General features: G+C 62.8%; 17 protein-coding genes and 1 tRNA gene. 8 read left to right on the top strand and 10 right to left on the bottom strand.

What is annotated here, in order from left to right:
* Positions 1-8: 8 nt before the first annotated feature.
* From ACE3O2_RS04610 to ACE3O2_RS04565, 10 genes are all read right to left on the bottom strand, one after another.
* Positions 9-1109: a 2-aminoethylphosphonate--pyruvate transaminase gene (locus ACE3O2_RS04610; protein ID WP_374335140.1), complete on the bottom strand. Its 1101-nt coding sequence runs from the start codon at positions 1107-1109 to the stop codon at positions 9-11.
* A gap of 71 nt (positions 1110-1180) precedes the next feature.
* Positions 1181-2881 carry a putative 2-aminoethylphosphonate ABC transporter permease subunit gene (locus ACE3O2_RS04605; protein ID WP_374335138.1) on the bottom strand — a complete coding sequence of 567 codons (1701 nt, stop codon included), beginning with the start codon at positions 2879-2881 and terminating at the stop codon, positions 1181-1183.
* Positions 2875-3990, bottom strand: a complete 1116-nt coding sequence (locus tag ACE3O2_RS04600; protein ID WP_374335136.1) for a putative 2-aminoethylphosphonate ABC transporter ATP-binding protein — start codon at positions 3988-3990, stop codon at positions 2875-2877. The genes ACE3O2_RS04605 and ACE3O2_RS04600 overlap by 7 nt, the downstream gene beginning before the upstream one ends.
* Positions 3987-4553, bottom strand: a complete 567-nt coding sequence (locus ACE3O2_RS04595) for a phosphonate degradation HD-domain oxygenase (RefSeq protein WP_374335134.1) — start codon at positions 4551-4553, stop codon at positions 3987-3989. The genes ACE3O2_RS04600 and ACE3O2_RS04595 overlap by 4 nt, the downstream gene beginning before the upstream one ends.
* A 52-nt stretch (positions 4554-4605) precedes the next feature.
* On the bottom strand, positions 4606-5619 hold the full coding sequence (locus tag ACE3O2_RS04590; protein WP_374335132.1) for a putative 2-aminoethylphosphonate ABC transporter substrate-binding protein: 1014 nt from the start codon (positions 5617-5619) through the stop codon (positions 4606-4608).
* Between the two features lie 100 nt (positions 5620-5719).
* The gene (gene phnF / locus ACE3O2_RS04585) at positions 5720-6448 is read right to left on the bottom strand and encodes a phosphonate metabolism transcriptional regulator PhnF (protein ID WP_374335130.1); all 729 of its coding nucleotides are present in this window, start codon (positions 6446-6448) and stop codon (positions 5720-5722) included.
* A gap of 195 nt (positions 6449-6643) precedes the next feature.
* A tRNA-Met gene (locus tag ACE3O2_RS04580) sits at positions 6644-6720 on the bottom strand.
* A gap of 40 nt (positions 6721-6760) precedes the next feature.
* Positions 6761-7063 carry a DUF1330 domain-containing protein gene (locus ACE3O2_RS04575; protein WP_374335128.1) on the bottom strand — a complete coding sequence of 101 codons (303 nt, stop codon included), beginning with the start codon at positions 7061-7063 and terminating at the stop codon, positions 6761-6763.
* Positions 7056-7259 (bottom strand): DUF1737 domain-containing protein, encoded by a 204-nt coding sequence (locus tag ACE3O2_RS04570; RefSeq protein ID WP_374335126.1) that lies wholly within the window; start codon positions 7257-7259, stop codon positions 7056-7058. The genes ACE3O2_RS04575 and ACE3O2_RS04570 overlap by 8 nt, the downstream gene beginning before the upstream one ends.
* A gap of 53 nt (positions 7260-7312) precedes the next feature.
* Positions 7313-8482, bottom strand: a complete 1170-nt coding sequence (locus ACE3O2_RS04565) for a class I SAM-dependent methyltransferase (RefSeq protein ID WP_374335124.1) — start codon at positions 8480-8482, stop codon at positions 7313-7315.
* An 86-nt stretch (positions 8483-8568) separates the two neighbouring features.
* On the opposite strand from ACE3O2_RS04565, the gene ACE3O2_RS04560 reads away from it, so the two are divergent.
* The 8 genes from ACE3O2_RS04560 to ACE3O2_RS04525 all read left to right on the top strand — a co-directional run bounded on the left by ACE3O2_RS04560 (position 8569) and on the right by ACE3O2_RS04525 (position 17118).
* Positions 8569-9288 carry an SDR family oxidoreductase gene (locus ACE3O2_RS04560; protein WP_374335122.1) on the top strand — a complete coding sequence of 240 codons (720 nt, stop codon included), beginning with the start codon at positions 8569-8571 and terminating at the stop codon, positions 9286-9288.
* Positions 9278-10036 carry a pteridine reductase gene (locus ACE3O2_RS04555; RefSeq protein ID WP_374335120.1) on the top strand — a complete coding sequence of 253 codons (759 nt, stop codon included), beginning with the start codon at positions 9278-9280 and terminating at the stop codon, positions 10034-10036. Before ACE3O2_RS04560 ends, ACE3O2_RS04555 begins: the two co-directional genes overlap by 11 nt.
* A 48-nt stretch (positions 10037-10084) precedes the next feature.
* The gene (locus ACE3O2_RS04550; protein ID WP_374335118.1) at positions 10085-10453 is read left to right on the top strand and encodes a dihydroneopterin aldolase; all 369 of its coding nucleotides are present in this window, start codon (positions 10085-10087) and stop codon (positions 10451-10453) included.
* A complete protein-coding gene (locus tag ACE3O2_RS04545; protein WP_374335116.1) occupies positions 10450-11232 on the top strand; it encodes a hypothetical protein in 783 nt (260 codons plus the stop codon). Before ACE3O2_RS04550 ends, ACE3O2_RS04545 begins: the two co-directional genes overlap by 4 nt.
* 78 nt (positions 11233-11310) lie before the next feature.
* Positions 11311-11823, top strand: coding sequence for an RNA pyrophosphohydrolase (locus tag ACE3O2_RS04540; protein WP_168876648.1), 513 nt, complete (start codon positions 11311-11313; stop codon positions 11821-11823).
* Between the two features lie 206 nt (positions 11824-12029).
* Complete coding sequence (locus tag ACE3O2_RS04535; protein WP_374335113.1) at positions 12030-12635, top strand: peroxiredoxin; 606 nt, start codon at positions 12030-12032, stop codon at positions 12633-12635.
* A gap of 75 nt (positions 12636-12710) precedes the next feature.
* Positions 12711-13136 (top strand): YqaA family protein, encoded by a 426-nt coding sequence (locus tag ACE3O2_RS04530; RefSeq protein WP_374335111.1) that lies wholly within the window; start codon positions 12711-12713, stop codon positions 13134-13136.
* 130 nt (positions 13137-13266) lie between these two features.
* Entirely contained in the window at positions 13267-17118 is a 3852-nt protein-coding gene (locus ACE3O2_RS04525) for a DUF3683 domain-containing protein (protein WP_374335109.1), read from the top strand.
* The last annotated feature ends 25 nt before the right edge of the window (positions 17119-17143 follow it).

Genomic DNA, 17143 nt, shown 5'->3' with positions numbered 1-17143 from the left:
ATAACTCCTTAATGATTCCAGCCAAAGTGGGAGAGGGTCTGCGCGATGGCGGCGCAGGCTTGTTCGATTTCTGCGTGGTCGATGGCACCGATGCAGCCAACGCGGAAGGTTTCCTGATGGGTGAGCTTGCCCGGATACAGCACAAAGCCGCGCTCACGTACCGCCTGGTAAAAATCAACAAAGCGGTAGCCGGGATGGTCCGGTGCGTGGAAGGTGAGGATGATCGGCGCTTGCAGTGCTGGCGGCAGGAACAGCTTGAGCCCGGTGGCGGAGAGCCGCTCGATCAGCAGTTCGGCGTTGGCTTGGTAGCGCGCCAGCCGGGCGGGCTGACCACCTGCAGTCAGGTACTGGTCCAGCGCCGCGCGCAGGGCGGCGACGACATGGGTGGGCGGCGTATAGCGCCACTGCCCGGTCTGCTGCATGTATTCATACTGTGCCAGCAAGTCCATCGCCAGTGAGTGGCTGTTGCCCCGGCTGGCCTGCAGGCTGTCACGGCGGGCGATGACAAAGCCCATGCCCGGCACGCCTTCCAGGCATTTGTTGCTCGAGGCAATCAGTGCGTCCAGCGGCAGGCTGCGCAGGTCCAGCGGCAAGGCGCCGAAGCTGGACATGGCATCCACAATCAAGCGGCGACCGGCCTGCTGTACCACGCGGGCAATATCGGCCAGCGGATTGAGGATGCCGGTGCTGGTTTCACAGTGAATCACGCCAACGTGGCTGATGGCCGGATCGGCTTGAAGCAGACGTGCCACCTGCTCGGCGCTGGGCGGGGTATCGTCGGCGGTTTCGTAGACCTGATGTTCGCGCCCCAGCGCGGCAGCAATCTGCGCCATACGGCGACCGTAAGCGCCGTTGGCCAGCACCAGCAGCTTGCCAGTGCGCGGCAGCAGATTGCCAATGGCGGCTTCGACAGCAAAGGTGCCGGAGCCCTGCAGCGGCACGCACACGTGCTCGGCTTCACCCTGTACGATCTGCAGCAGGTCGCGGCAGACGCTGGCGGTGAGGGTGTTGAAGCGATCGTCCCAGGAGCCCCAGTCGGTGAGCATGGCGGTTTTGGTGGTGAGGCTGGTGGTCAGCGGGCCGGGGGTAAGCAGGATGGGTTCGCGCATGGTGTGCTACTCCAGTGATCTAGATGTCTTTACGGGTTCAAAAAAGACCGGGCCGCAACCCGGTCACAGTGTCAGGCGCGAGGCTGTCGCCAGCGCTGGCTGCGCCGCAGCAGGCCGTGGGACAGCAGGGCAAACAGCAGGCAGGCGATGGCTGAGCTGAACACGATCAGGCTGGCCATCGCCGCAGCGGCGGCGGTGTCACCGGCGTCGTCCATGTTCAGCACCGCGACCGAGGCCAGCACGGTGTCCGGCGTGTAGAGGAAGATCACTGCGGAAACCGTGGTCATCGCCGACACAAAGAAATAACGTGCCGTCTCCAGCATGGCGGGCAGGTTGGCGGGCAGGGTGACCCGCCACAAGGTGGTCCACAGTGATACCTTGAGCGACGCGGCCACCGGTTCGAAATCCGGGTCTTGCTGCTTGAGCGAAGTCAGTGCGGTCAGGTGGGCGGTGGTGTAGAAGTGTGCGACTGAGCACAGTACCAGCAGGGTCATGCTGCCGTAGAGGCCGTGCAGCGGGTTTTCTGGGTGGTTAAAGAAGAAGATGTAACCCAGCCCCAGCACCATGCCGGGCACCGCCATCGGTAACATGGCCAGCGCATGCAGTAACTGGCCAGGCCGCCGTGCCGCGCGCACCCGGCTGCTGCACCAGGCGCCGGCGAATACCAACAGGCTGCCCAGAACGGCGGTAGCCAGTGCCAGCTTGAGGCTGTTGGCAAAGGCCAGCCAGCCGCCACCATCTACCATGTCGAAATCAAAGTGCGCCAGCGTCAGGTCCAGCTGATAAGGCCACTGACGAATGAAAGCAGCGGTGATGGCGGTCCCCAGCAACAGCAACAAGGCACCGCCAATCACGCTGCACACCAGCGTAGCGATTGTACGGGTCAGTGGGGTGTTCACCATTTGCAGTGGCTGGGCCCGGCTGCTGACCATATTGCGTTGATGCCGCTGCAGCCAGCGGTCTACCCCGAACGACAACACAGCAGGCAGCAACAGCAGCAGGCCGATGGCTGCTCCACGCGGGAAATTCTGCTGGCCTATCACCTGCTTGTAAGCCTCGATGGCCAGTACGGGATACTGCCCCCCCACCACCTTGGCGACACCAAAGTCGGTGACCACCAGGGTGAACACCACCAGTGTGGCTGACACCAGGCCATAGCGGGTAGCAGGCAGGGTGAGGGTGAAGAAGCGACGCAATGGCCCTGCCCCCAAAGTGCGCGCGGCCTCGTACAAGCGGGCATCATCTACCGCCAGTGCTGTCAGCAGGATCATCAGCGCATGCGGGAAGGCATAGAAGACTTCGCCAATCAGGATGCCGGCAAAGCCATAAATGCCACCGTCCGGGAACACGCTTTTCAGCAGACCCTGGTTACCGAACAGATAAACCAGCGAGATGCCAGGCAATAGCGAAGGTGCCAGTATGGGTAGCAGCGCCAGCAGGCGGAACAATGCCCTGCCCGGCAGAGCGACCCGGGTCAGCGCCATGGCGTAGGCGTACGCCAGCGGTACGACCAGGGCCGTGGTGGCCAGGGCTACTTTCAAGCTGCCCAGCGTGGCGGCCAATGTGCCGGGTTGGGTCAGTGTTTGCTGCAAGACCTGCAACCCTTGCCATTGCCCCTGCGGGCTGAGCACGGCTTGCCCCAGAATGGCCACCAGCGGGCCCAGCACCATCAGCGCGAGCAGGGCCAGCAGCAGCCAGCCGAGCAGGCGGGCAGTGTGTTCGTCCGGGGTGGACCGCTGGCTGCGGGGGCTGGAGAGGCTGAGGCTCAGCATGTGGCCTCCAGCGGGAACAGATGCACGCGGTTCAGCGGCAGGCTGAGTGCCACCCGCTGTGCCTGGCCGAGCCGGGACAGGGCCTCATGGCCGAGGTCTACCTGCACGGTATGCTGCCCCCAGGCCGGCACCCGCAAGGTAATGCGGTATAGCGCGCCCAGCAGCTCCTGCTTGTCGCGTTCGGCCCAGACAGCGTGATCCGGCAGCTCGCCTTCCGGGTGCAGCCGCAAGTCTTCCGGACGGATAAACAGGCTGGCTGCCTGTCCGACTGCTAGCGTATGCGGGATCGCATAGTGGTGTTCGCCGAGCTGTACCCGGCCATCGTCGCAAATCTGCACAGGCAGGAAATTACCCTGCCCAACGAAGCTGGCAACAAACGGGCTGGCGGGTTGGCGGTAGATCTGGTGTGGGGTGCCGGATTGTTCAATCCCGCCACGATGCATGACCACCACCCGGTCGGCCATGGTCAAGGCTTCTTCCTGATCGTGGGTCACCATCACGGTGGTGATGCCCAGTTGCTGCTGCAGCTGGCGGATCTCGCGGCGCAGGTGCTCACGCACGCGGGCATCCAGTGCCGAGAGGGGTTCGTCCAGCAGCAGCAGGCTGGGTGAGGTGGCCAGTGCCCGCGCCAGCGCCACCCTCTGCTGCTGGCCGCCAGAGAGCTGGGCCGGGTAGTGGGTGGCGTAGGCGTCGAGCCCGATCAGTGCCAGCAGCTCGGTAACCCGCTTGCGGCGGGCTTCCTTGTTGCCGCGCAGGCCGTATGCGATGTTGTCGGCCACATTGAGGTTGGGGAACAGCGCGTAGGACTGGAACACGATGCCGTAATCGCGGCGGGCCGGGGGCAGGCGGGTGACGTCCAGCCCATGAAGCTCGATCCGCCCCTGATCGGGCTGATCCAGCCCGGCGATCAAGCGCAGCAGGGTAGTCTTGCCGCAACCGGAGGGGCCGAGCAGGCTGATGAATTCGCCCTTGTGCACGGTGAGGTCGATCTGCTGCAGCACCGTCTGGTTGCCGAAGCGTTTACTCAGGCCGTGCAATTGCAGGCAAGGTTCGGCGTCCCGGTAGGGGTAAGGGGCATCCAGCAGGCGGTGAACGGGGTCGGTTTTCATGGGCAGGCTTTCATCACGGTGGCGGCGATGGCCAGATAATGGCTCAGCGGTGGTGTCGGCAGGTTGGGCACTTTGGCCAGTTCATCAAAGCGTCGCAAGGCAATGGCCTGCGCCGCGTTGGGACGCAGGCAGAAGCGCGCGGCTTCTTCCTCGCTCATCGGGCCACCCTGCAAGGCCAGCGAGCAGGTGGATGCGGGGGAAAGGTTGCCCAGATAGCCAGGTTCTGTGCTTGCCAGATAGCGCTTGGCCGCGACATGCAGGGCAATGGGTTGCAGCACGTCGTGGTCGAACAGATCGTGCAGCAGTTGTACGGCCAGCGCTTCATGGTGGTCGTCGATGCCGGCAGCAAGGTCGGAGGCTTGCTGGCGGCTGGCCAGATGGCCGACATCGTGCAGCAGTGCTGCGGTGATCAGTGCCGCGCCCGACCCTGCCTGCTCGGCTGCGGCGGCGGCCTGCAGGGCATGCTCCAGCTGGCTGACCGCTTCACCACTGTACAGGTCATGGCCACCTTTCAGCAGCAGGGTTTCCAGTGCATCCAGATGGGTGAGCGGGGCCAGGCGCATGGTGCGACTCCAGGTGCGGGAGCCGCCAAAGACGGCCCCCTGGTCGATGGGATTACTTGGGTTCTGACTTGGCGTCGTAGCGCTTGATCCACTCGGCCAGAATGCGGTCACGGTTGTTGGCCGACCAGCGCAGGTCTTGCTTTACCAGACGTTTTTCGTAATCCGCCGGGATAAAGGCATTCGGCTTGGCAATGCCGGGGATGGCGACGATGGCGAAGTTCTTTTCATACAGCTCGTTGGCCGATACCGAGGCGGACCAGTCGGCCAGCTTGCGGGCGGCGTCCAGCTTGCTGGTGCCCTTCATGATGGCAGTGGCTTCCACGTCCCAGCCCAGACCTTCCTTCGGGAACACCAGGTCCAGCGGTGCGCCACCTTCTTTCAGTTTGGCGGCACGGTATTCAAACGAGATGCCGATCGGGAATTCACCGGCTGCTGCCTGCTTGCAAGGCTTGGAGCCGGAGTGGGTGTACTGGGCGATGTTCTGGTGCAGCTGGTCCATGTAAGCCCAGCCGTCTTTTTCACCAAAAATCGTCAGCCAGGCGGTGACGTCAAAATAACCGGTGCCGGAGGAGGCCGGGTTCGGCATCACGATCTTGCCCTTGTACTCTGGCTTCAGCAGGTCCTTCCAGCTCTCCGGCTTTTTCAGGCCCAGCTTGGCAGCCTCGACGGTGTTGAAGCAGATGGTGGCGCCCCATACATCCATGCCCACCCAGCTCGGGGTGTTGCCATCATCCACATAGCTCTTGCTGATCTTGGCCAGATTCTTCGGCGCATAGCCCTGCAGCATGCCTTCCTTTTCCAGCACCAGCAGCGACGAAGCCGCCACACCCATCACCACATCGGCCTGCGGGCTGGCTTTTTCGGCCAGCAGCTTGGCGGTGATGATGCCGGTGGAGTCGCGCACCCAGCGCAGCTTGATGTCCGGGTTTTCCTGCTCGAACTTCTGCTGATAGGCCTTCAGCTGGTCAGCTTCCAGTGCGGTGTAGACAGTGAGCGTGGTTTCCGCAGCGGCAGTCAGGCCGGTCAGCGCCAGAATGGCGGCCAGCAGGGTAGGGGTGGTACGCATGATGTTGCCTTCCGGTGGTGAGTGAGAACGGCGCCACTGTACCGAGGCAATATGACACCTTGTTTACATCTGGATGTCTAGATGTCTTTATTGAAAAAAATTACAGGCTGTCCGGTGTGACCTCGATCTGTACCCGGTCACCCGGAAACCGGGTGATGCCATACTCGATGGGCTGGCCGGCTTCATCGGCGTAAACGCTCTCAACATACAGCACCGGTTGCTGGCGGCCCATCTGCAGCGCTTGCGCCACCTCCAGTCGCGGCATGCGGGCGCTGACCCGGCTGAGTACCCGGTTGAAACGGGTAATGCCCAGCTGCTGGAAAGCCGCGCTGGTGCTGCTGCTGTTGCGGTAAACCGCCATGAAGTCCATAAAGCGCGGCAGGGGGAAATACTGGGTGCAGACGCTGACTACTTCGCCACTGGCAAGATCGTGTGACTCCACCCGCAATACCTCGCTGCCTGCGTCCAGGCGCAGCAAGCCACAAACGGCATCACTGGCCGGTTCGCGCTGATGAGACTGGATCGCTACCGAGCCCACCAGATGCTGTACATCCAGGCTGTGCGAAAAGCGGCTGTTGCGGCCCAGCCGGTAGGCAATCATGTCTTCCTGCACAAAGGTGCCTCGCCCACGTTCGATCCGCACCAGACCTCGCGCCTGCAGATGCTGGATGGCCTGACGTACCGTATGCCGGTTGACCGTGAACCGGCTGGCCAGTGTCTGCTCATTGGGCAGGCGGCCTGTCAGCTGACGCTCGAGGATTTCCTGGCTGAGGGTGGTGGCAATCTGCAGCCACAAGGGGCTACCAACGGGCAAAGGGGTGGTGGACATGGCGGCGTGAAGGATGAGCACTCAAGCGCATCAACATAGCACGAAGCAGGGGCGGGATGTAAGCGCAGCCTTGTTACAGCATGCGGCAACAAGGTGTTTTCTCTGAAGAGGCCCAGGGCGAAAGGACCCATGGCCGGATTAGGGCAGTACAAATGAAAAATGGCCCGCATACTTGCGGGCCATTTTTGGAATGGCTGGTGGCGAATCCCCGACTCGAACGGGGGACCTGCGGATTATGATTCCGTTGCTCTAACCGACTGAGCTAATTCGCCACACGAGAGTCGCGCATTATCCACAGGAATATGGGGACTGTCAAGTGTTGCTGTGCATCAGCATCAAGCTCATGTCAGCGGCGGCCTGTCGCAAGGGCAGTAAAGCCTGATAAGCCGGTGAGCCGTACCAGCCTTCGGCATGTGCCTGACTGGGGAAATGCAGGATGACCCCCTGCTCACCTTGTGGTTGCCCGCACAGCGCCGGCCCCAAGGTACCTCGTGCAAGCACCCGGCCTTGCCACGGGGCTAGCGTGGCGGGTACCTGCTGCCGGTAGCTTGCCCAGAGTGCCTCATCGTGCACGGTTACCTGACCCATCACCAGCACGCCGGTCGTTTCAAGCATGGGGTGCTGCCACGCTATGCGGCCAGATGACCGCCTGGGCGGCAATCACCCGCTCACCATTGAAGGTGACGGCGGGCGAGCCGTACAGCACGTAACCCAAGGCCAGGGCCTCGCTGACCCGATGGCAGAATTGCGCGTCGTCTGGCCCGGTCAGCAAGCGGTAGCTGGGCAGGTTATCCGGTGGTAGCGTCGTCATGGCAGATCCTCAAGGTCAGGGTTAAACAACACCAGCAGTCGTCCGCGCGGGGGCTACAGTGTATGGCTGCGGTCGCCCATGGCAAAGCCCCGCAGCGGATGCGGGTAGTGGCGGCTGAGCGCCAGTACTTTGAACAGCTCGCCCATCTCCGCCGGGCTCATTAGTCGCTGCGCCTGATTGGCCAGCGGCAGCCAGCGCGGCAGATCGGACTGGTCCGCTTCCTGCAGCAATTCGGTGATGCCCGCATTGGCGAGAAACAATGCCTGGCTGGTATAGCCGGCCAGTTCCAGCCCTTGCTCGACACCTGCCAGCGCCATCGCCGTGAAATCAACGTGGGTGGTGATGTCCTGCAGGCCGGGCAGCCATAGCGGGTCCGGGTGGGCATGGTGGCGGTAATGGCACATCAGGGTGCCGCTGACGCGCTGCGGGTGGTAGTACTCGCGCTGCGGGAAGCCGTAGTCGATCAGCACGATCACGCCGCGCTGCAGCCGCTCCGCCAGCGTGCGGACAAAGCCCGCGGCCTGCCACTGCACTTCGCTCTGGTAAGGGGCGTCAACCGGCAGCGCTTCCGCCTGGGCCAGCAAGTCAGCGTCGGTCAGCGGGCGAGCAGCCAGCTGCAAGGCGTCGTCCTGCCAGACGACGCCCAGTTGATGTACGCCGTCTTCCCCCCAGCGCAGCAAATGGGTGGGGATGGCGTCCAGCACCTCATTGCCCAGCACTACACCGTCGATCTGCTCCGGCAACTGGTCCAGCCAGCGCAGGCGCGGCAGCAGCTGCGGGGCTTGTTCTGCAAAGCGCTGCTGCTGGCGTTCGCGCAGGTCGCCACTCACTTCCAACAGTGCATAGCTCTCCGGCAGGCAGTCCAGCCGCTCCAGCTCCCGCAGAAGGTCCAGCGCCAGCTTGCCGGAGCCGGGGCCGCACTCAATGATCTGGCGGCCGGTATGCGGCAGGATCTCAGCCACTTGCCGTGCCAGGGTCTGTCCGAACAGGGTAGACAGCTCCGGTGCGGTGGTGAAGTCACCCGCCTGCCCCAGCTTCACGCTGCCGTTGCTGTAGTAGCCCATGCCCGGCGCGTACAGCGCCAGCGCTTCATACTCGACAAAAGGCAGCCAGCCGCCCGCCGCCGCAATGGCGTCACGGATATGGGCCAGCAGACGTTGCGACAGCGCCAGCGCGTCCGCCGACGGCTCCGGCAGGGAGGGGGTGTGTCCAGAAATATGCACGATACAACAGCAGAGTATACAAAGCCGCTAGCTTACCATGCCGGGCAAGTGGCTACGGTTTTTGAGGGCGGACTGCTACAATCGCCATGATGAACCCTACACGCTCTGCGACTCCAGACGAGACGATGCCGGTGGCGCTGCTGTCCGGCGCTGCGTCGCCGTGGCCTGCGCTGGCCGAGGCCCTGCTGCAGGCAGGCTATCGCCTGGTGTGGCACAGTCCCTTGCCGCTGCCGCCTGCCTTGGCAGCGGCCCCCGCCAGCCGGGTCTGCCGGGTGCAGGCCGATGTGCATTCCGAGGCCACTGCCCAGGCGCTGCTGCGCGAAGTGCAGCAATTGTGGGGGCGGCTGGATGTGCTGTTGCTGCAGCCGCCACAACGGCCCGGCCTGCCGCTGCCGGAAGCGGTGGAGCTGGAGCTGGCGCAGCGGCTGGGGCCCTTGCTGGCGCTGACCCAGGCGGCGGTTCCCCTGCTGCGTGAGCAACAGGGGGTGGTGCTGTGGTGGCTGGATCAGGCAGTGAGCCGCAGCCACTGGCTGGACGGCGCCGTGCAGGCGGCCTTGCCCGCCACCTTGCGGGCCTTGGCGGCTGAGCTGGCACCCGATGTGCGGTTGAATGCCATCCAGTACCCTGCTGCGCAATTGCGGGAGGGGGAGCTGAACGAGCTGGCGCACAAGCGCATGGTGCAGAAGGTGGCGATGAAACGCCCGCTGCGCGAAGCGGATCTGGTGCAGGCCATGCACTATCTGTTGCAGGCTGATTTTGTGACCGGCCACCTGTTGCCGGTAGATGGAGGAGGCAGTGTTGGCTGAGTCTCACACCTCCCCACGGGTGGCGCTGGTCACCGGCGCGGCGCGTCGGGTGGGTGCTGAGATCGCCCGTACCTTGCACCAGCGCGGTCTCAATGTGGCGATTCACTATCGCGGATCGCAGCAGGAAGCGGAGCAGCTGGCTGCACAGCTCAATGCACACCGGCCAGACTCCTGCGCCTGCTTTGCGGCAGACTTGCTGGAAGTCGCCCAATTACCGGCACTGGTCGAGCGGGTGGTGGCCCGCTTTGGCCGGCTGGATATGCTGGTCAACAATGCGTCGAGCTTTTATGCCACGCCGCTGGGGCAGTGTGATGAAGCCGCCTGGCACGAGCTGGTGGGGGCCAATCTGAAGGCACCGCTGTTTTTGTCGCAGGCCGCTGCGCCGTGGTTGATCCGGCTGGGCGGTGCCATCGTCAATATTGTCGATATTCACGCCGAACGGCCGATGCCGGGGCACTTGATTTACTCGCTGGCCAAGGCCGGGCTGGTGGCCCTGACCAAGGGGCTGGCCGGCGAGCTGGCCCCTGCGGTGCGGGTTAACGCGGTGGCACCGGGCGTCAACCTGTGGCCGGAGCACCATGACGGCTTTGATGAGCAGGCGCGTGAGCAGATTCTGGCTCACACCTTCTTGCGGCGTTCGGGGCAGCCTGCTGATCTGGCCGGGGCGGTGGCCTTCCTGTTGCTGGACGCACCGTATGTGACGGGTCATGTTCTGAACGTGGATGGTGGCCGCAGCGTATTCATCTGACCACCCAGCTGGTGGTCCATTTATTCTTGTACAAGTAACGGGGCAACTGTGCGCAAACTGTTCTTTCGCAACCTGCGGCTGATGGCATCCATCGGTTTTTACCAGCACGAGCGGCTGCGGCGGCAGACCGTGCATATCAATCTGGAGGTGGAGCTGGACGACCAGCGCTTGCCCGCAGATGACGTGCAGTACTCGCTGGATTATGACTACCTGCGCGACGGCGTGGTGGCACTGGTGAAGAGCCGCCACTTCAACCTGCAGGAATCCCTGGTGGAAAGCATTGTCGACCTGTGCTTTACCCGGCCAGAGGTGCGCGCGGTCTGTGTGTCCAGCGCCAAGCTCGAGGCCTACTCGGATGTGGAAGCGGTTGGCGTCGAGATTCGCACCAGCCGTGCCGAGTGGCAGGGGGGCGCATGAGCTGGTTCAAGCGTCGGCAGCGGGGTGGCCAGGACGAAGTGGCCATCAATGTCAGCGAAAAAGGCGGTGTCCGCTACCTGCATCTGGGCTCGGAAACCGTGCAGAGCGCCATGCGGCTGAGTGACCCGTTTGCGCTGGAGCTGCCGTACACCCACTGCATGATGTCTTTCCTGCTGTTCAACGATCGCCCCAAGCGGGTGACGGTACTCGGGCTGGGCGGCGCTTCGCTGCCCAAGTTCATGTACAAGCACCTGCCGGATACGGTGATCGAGAATGTCGAGCTGCACCCGGAAGTGGTAGCGGTGGCGCACAGCCAGTTCATGCTGCCGCTGGATGCCGAGCGCCTGCCGGTGCATGTGGGCGATGGCGGCGCTTTTGTTGCCGGGCTGGAGAACCACAGCGACGTGATCATGGTGGATGGCTTCGGCAGCCATCAACTGGCGGAAAACCTGTGCAGCGAAGCGTTCTATCAGGCGGCATATCGTGCGCTGACTGCCAACGGCATCATGGTGGTCAACCTGTGGCGTGCCTCGCCGCAGTTCCAGATGCTGGTGGAGCGCATCAATGTGATTTTCGACCGCCGCATCCTGCTGCTGCCGGACTTCAAGCATGGCAATACCATCGTGCTGGCTTTCCGCCGTGGTCAGAATGACCCTGGCTGGAAGGCGCTGTATGAGCTGGCAGAAACGCTGGAGGACAGCTTTGGCTTGCCAATGCAGGACATGACGGCCCGTTTGCGTCATGAAAATCTGCATACGGAGCGCGCCCTGCTGATCTGAACCCGGTGCTGACCTGTTCAATCTGCCTGAAATGTGAAAAAATGAAGCCAGTTCAATAGTTTCTTGCAGGTGATAACGATGCTTGATCGCGACGGTTATCGCCCCAATGTCGGCATTATTCTGTGTAATCACAAAAATCAGGTCTTTTGGGGCAAACGGATCCGGGAACATTCCTGGCAGTTCCCGCAAGGTGGCATCAAGCACGGGGAGACCCCCGAGCAGGCGATGTACCGCGAGCTGGAAGAAGAGGTCGGGCTCAAGGCCTGTCATGTACAGATCCTTGGGCGCACGCGTGACTGGCTGCGCTATGAGGTGCCGACCCACTGGGTGCGCCGTGAATGGCGCGGCAGCTACAAGGGACAGAAGCAGATCTGGTTCCTGTTGCGGCTGACCGGGCGCGATTGCGACGTGTCCTTGCGCGCCAGCACACATCCTGAGTTTGATGCCTGGCGCTGGAGTGACTACTGGGACCCGGTGGACAGTGTCATCGAGTTCAAACGGGATGTCTACGAGCGTGCGCTCAATGAGCTGGCCCGTTTTCTGGCGCATGTGCAGCGCCGGGTGGAGGCCGCGCGCCTGGGTGGGCAGTGAACGCCCCTGACTGATAGGGCAGGGCTATCGCACTGATAGCCATTCCCGATTGAGCAAAGCGGCGTAGCTGGTTATCCTTGTCGCCACATCGGCACTCCCCGCTTGCGGGGCATGATGCGAACTGTCACACGACGGCGGTAGTCTGATTGCGGCTTGTCCGCTGGGCTGCCACCGCCTTTCTGCTAGTTGACTGATTGGAGAACACCATGAGCACACTCGTTGGCCACAAGGCCCCAGACTTTACCGTTCCCGCCGTACTGGGCAATGGCGAGATCGTTGAGAACTTCAGCTTCTCGCAAACCATCGCCGGCAAGTACGCTGTGCTGTTCTTCTACCCGCTGGATTTCACCTTCGTCTGCCCGTCCGAGCTGATCGCCTTCGATCACCGCATGGAACAGTTCAAGGCCCGTGGCGTGGAAGTGGTCGGCGTGTCCATCGACTCCCACTTCACCCACAACGCCTGGCGCAACACCCCGATCAACCAGGGTGGTATCGGCCCGGTCAAGTACACCCTGGCCGCTGATATGGCACACAGCATTGCCAAGGCCTACGGTGTGGAAACCCCGGACGGCACCGTCGCCTACCGTGGTACCTTCGTGATCGACAAGACCGGCACCGTGCGCGTGGCACTGGTGAACGACCTGCCGATCGGCCGCAGCGTGGATGAAATCCTGCGTCTGGTCGACGCCGTACAGTTTACCGACGAGCACGGCGAAGTGTGCCCGGCAGGCTGGAACAAGGGCGACACCGGCATGCAAGCCAACCCGCAAGGCGTGGCGTCTTACCTGTCCAGCAATGCGGACAAGCTGTAAGCCAAGGCACGTACCTGGGAAGACGGCGCACGTTTGTGCGCCGTTTTTTTTGGGCTGCGATAGTAAGGAGATGTTGTGGCGGATGGGCTGAGTCCTTTGGTCTGGGCGTTGGCGGGCCTGTTTGGCAGCAGTTTCCTGTCGGCCACCCTGCTGCCGGGCAGCTCGGAAGTGGTGTTGCTGGCGCTGGTCAAGCACTGGCCAGACTGGGCGGGGACCGCCTGGCTGCTGGCCAGCCTCGGCAATACCCTGGGTGGCATGACCTCGCTGTGGCTGGGGCGTCGCGCGCCGCCACCCGCCATGGGGCGCTGGCAGCAACGGTTGCAGTGGCTGGGGCCAGCCAGTCTGCTGTTCTCCTGGGTGCCGCTGGTGGGGGATGGCCTGTGCCTGGCAGCGGGCTGGCTGCGCCTACCGTGGCTGCCCTGCACGCTATGGATGCTATGCGGCAAGGCTGCGCGCTATGCGGTGCTGCTGTGGTTGCTGGATTGGGTTATGAGCTTATAACCCTATGAAATACAGGGTGATTTTTCTTTGTTGCAGCGCAGCTTTTGACGCTTGTCAAGGCTAGGCAAAGTTAATATTAAGTTGCAAAATACGACTATTAATATTCTAAATCCGCCCCCGGTACGCCGTCATGACCGCACGCTTGCGCGAAATCCCCTACAACTACACCTCGTTTTCCGACCATGAAATCGTCAGTCGCTTGTTGGGCGAGCCGATGTGGCACATGCTGGAAGGTCTGCGGCAGGAGCGCAAAACCGGGCGTTCGGCCCGCATGCTGTTCGAGGTACTGGGGGATATCTGGGTCGTAGAGCGTAACCCCTATCTGCAAGACGATCTGCTGGACAACCCCAAGCGTCAGCAAGCCCTGATCGAAGCGCTCTACCATCGGTTGAACGAGATCGAGAAGCGCAAAAGTGAGGGCGAGGGCGAGCAGCAGGCACGCGTTGGTCAGATGCTGGCGGCTGCGCGCGAGGCGGTGAAGCGCTTTGCCGATGGCTTTGCGGAAACCAAGGCGCTGCGCAAGCGCATCCTGCGTCGCCTGTCCGGGCTGACCCGGCGCGACAGCATCTGCTTTGACGGTCTGGCACGGGTATCCCATGTCACGGATGCCACCGACTGGCGGGTGGAGTACCCCTTTGTGGTGCTGACGCCGGATAGCGAAGACGAAGTGGCTCCGCTGGTGCGCGCCTGTATCGAGCTGGGATTGACCATCATCCCGCGCGGCGGCGGTACCGGCTACACCGGTGGTGCCGTGCCGCTGACCCGGCTGAGCGCGGTGATCAACACTGAAAAGCTGGACGTGCTGGGCCAGGTCGAACCGCTGGTGCTGCCGGGCCACGATAGCCCGACGGCCACCATCCGCGCCGGTGCCGGGGTGGTGACCCGTCGGGTGGCCGACGCCGCAGACGCCAGCGGGCTGGTGTTTGCGGTGGACCCGACCTCGATCGACGCCTCCTGTATCGGCGGCAACGTCGCCATGAACGCGGGTGGCAAGAAGGCGGTACTGTGGGGTACCGCGCTGGATAACCTCGCCTGGTGGCGCATGGTGGACGTGAATGGTCGCTGGATGGAAGTGACCCGGCTGGACCATAACCGCGGCAAGATTCATGATGCGGCGCTGGCGCGCTTTCGCGTCATCCGCTTTGCAGACGATGACCGTACTGTCGCCTCCGAAGAGGTGCTGACGATTCCGGGCGCGGCCTTCCGCAAAGTCGGGCTCGGCAAGGATGTCACCGACAAATTCCTCGCCGGGCTGCCCGGCGTGCAGAAGGAAGGCTGCGATGGCCTGATTACCGCCGCCCGCTTCATCCTGCACCGCATGCCCAGTCATGTGCGCACCGTCTGTCTGGAGTTTTTTGGCGAGGTGAGCCGCGCCACCCCGGCCATTGTCGAGATCAAGGATTACCTGGACCAGCACCCGCTGGTGCAGTTGGCCGGTCTGGAGCATCTGGACTGGCGCTATGTGCGGGCGGTGGGCTATGCCACCAAGGCCAAGAGCCGGGGTCGCCCGAAGATGGTGTTGCTGGCGGATCTGGTGTCGGACGATGAAATTGCGGTCAGCGAAGCCTGCTCGCAGGTGGTGCGGCTGGCCAACGCGCGTGGCGGCGAGGGTTTCATTGCAGTGAGCGCGGAAACCCGCAAGAAATTCTGGCTGGACCGCGCCCGCACTGCGGCCATTGCCCGCCATACCAATGCCTTCAAGATCAACGAAGACGTGGTGATTCCGCTGCACCGGCTGGGCGACTATTCGGACGGGATCGAGCGCATCAATATCGAGCTGTCGATCCGCAACAAGCTGGAGCTGCTGGCCAGGCTAGCAGAGTTCTTCCACAGCGGCAATCTGCCACTGGACGAGGGCGATGCCCAGCTCAGCCATGAAGAGCTGATTGGTGACCGCCGTGATGCCGCCTTGGCGCAGATTGAGGCCGTCGCCCAACGCTGGCAGTGGCAGCTGGACCATCTGGACGTCGCTTTCGAGCTGTACCGTGCGCGCTGGCCGGATGCGCCGCTGGAACGGCAGCCCGAAGCGGATGAAATGCCACAAAGCGTGTTCCACGCCTTGCGCGATTCCATCCTGCGTGTCAGCTGGAAGCAGGAGCTGCTGGCGGATCTGCAAGGCCTGTTTGCCGGGCGTACCGATGCGCCGGTGATGGCGGCGGTGGATCGCCTGCACCAGCAGGTGCTGCGCGGCCGGGTGTTCGTGGCGCTGCACATGCATGCCGGTGATGGCAATGTGCATACCAATATCCCGGTGAACTCGGATAACTACGCCATGCTGCAGACCGCGCACCAGGCAGTGGCACGTATCATGGCACTGGCGCGCGACCTCGGCGGGGTGATTTCCGGCGAACACGGCATTGGCATCACCAAGCTGGAATTCCTGCGTGCGGAAGAGCTGCAGCCCTTTGTCGACTACAAACAGCGCATCGACCCTCATGGCCACTTCAACAAGGGCAAGCTGTTGCCCGGTGCCGACCTGCGCAATGCCTATACGCCCTCCTTCAACCTGTTGGGGGCAGAGTCGCTGATTCTGGAGCAGAGCGAGATCGGCGGCATTTCCGACATGGTGAAAGACTGCCTGCGTTGCGGCAAGTGCAAGCCGGTGTGTGCCACCCACGTACCGCGCGCCAACCTGCTGTACTCGCCGCGCAACAAGATTCTGGCTACCGGGCTATTGACCGAAGCCTTCCTCTACGAAGAGCAGACCCGGCGCGGGGTGTCGTTGCGACACTTTGACGAGCTCTCCGACGTGGCGGATCACTGCACGGTGTGCCACAAGTGCGTGAATCCCTGCCCGGTGAAGATCGACTTTGGCAATGTCAGCATGGCGATGCGCAACTTCCTGCGCGCCGAGGGTAAAAAGAAATTCAACCCCGGTACGGCGGCGGCCATGACCTTCCTCACGGTGAAGGACCCAGCCACCATCAAGCTGATCCGTAGCAGCATGATCGGCTGGGGCTACCGGCTGCAACGCATGGGGCATCAGCTCGGCAAGCGTTTTGGCTTGCTGAAAACCCAGACCAGCACGCCGCCAGCCTCACTCGGCAAGCCGACGGTCAAGGCGCAGGTGATCCATTTCATCAACAAACCGATGCCGGGCAAGCTGCCGAAGAAAACCTCGCGGGCCTTGCTGGATATTGAAGACCCCAGCATCGTGCCGGTGATCCGTAACCCGGCGCGGGCGGCGGAGGATAGCGAAGCGGTGTTCTACTTCCCCGGCTGTGGCTCCGAGCGGCTGTTCTCGCAGGTGGGGCTGGCGACACAGGCCATGCTCTACCATGTGGGGGCGCAAACGGTGTTACCGCCCGGCTATCTGTGCTGCGGCTATCCGCAGACCTCGGCCGGTTTCAAGGACAAGGGCGACGCCATTACCACCGAAAACCGGGTGCTGTTCCACCGGGTGGCCAATACCCTGAATTACCTGGACATCAAGACGGTGATCGTGTCCTGTGGCACCTGCATGGATCAGCTGCAAAAGTATCAGTTCGAGCAGATTTTCCCCGGCTGCCGTTTGTTGGACATCCACGAGTACCTGCTGGAAAAAGGGGTGCGTCTGGAGGGGGTGAACGGGGTGCAGTATATGTACCATGACCCCTGCCACAGCCCGATGAAGACCCATGCGCCGCTGAAAGTTGCCAACGAGCTGATGGGGGTGCCGGTGGTGCAGAATGCACGCTGTTGCGGTGAATCCGGTACCTTTGCCGTCAGCCGGCCGGACATTGCCACTCAGGTCCGCTTCCGCAAGGAAGAGGAAATGCGACGCGATGCGGCGCAGTTGCGCGCAGGGGATGCCGAAGTCGCCGTCAAGGTGCTGACGTCCTGCCCCTCCTGTCTGCAAGGGCTGTCCCGCTATAATGATGACGCCGGCACCACGGCAGACTATATTGTGGTGGAGATGGCACGTCATCTGCTGGGTGAGGACTGGCTGCCCCAGTATGTGGAGAAAGCCCGGCAAGGCGGAATTGAACGCATCCTGCTGTAAGCCTGTCGGTCAGGATCGACCCTCT

The sequence above is a fragment of the Leeia sp. genome, from assembly GCF_041909055.1.
In the GTDB taxonomy this organism is placed as follows: Bacteria; Pseudomonadota; Gammaproteobacteria; order Burkholderiales; family Leeiaceae; genus Leeia; species Leeia aquatica.
Note: the sequence above shows the minus strand (reverse complement) of the source record. Positions and strands in the feature narration are given on the sequence as shown.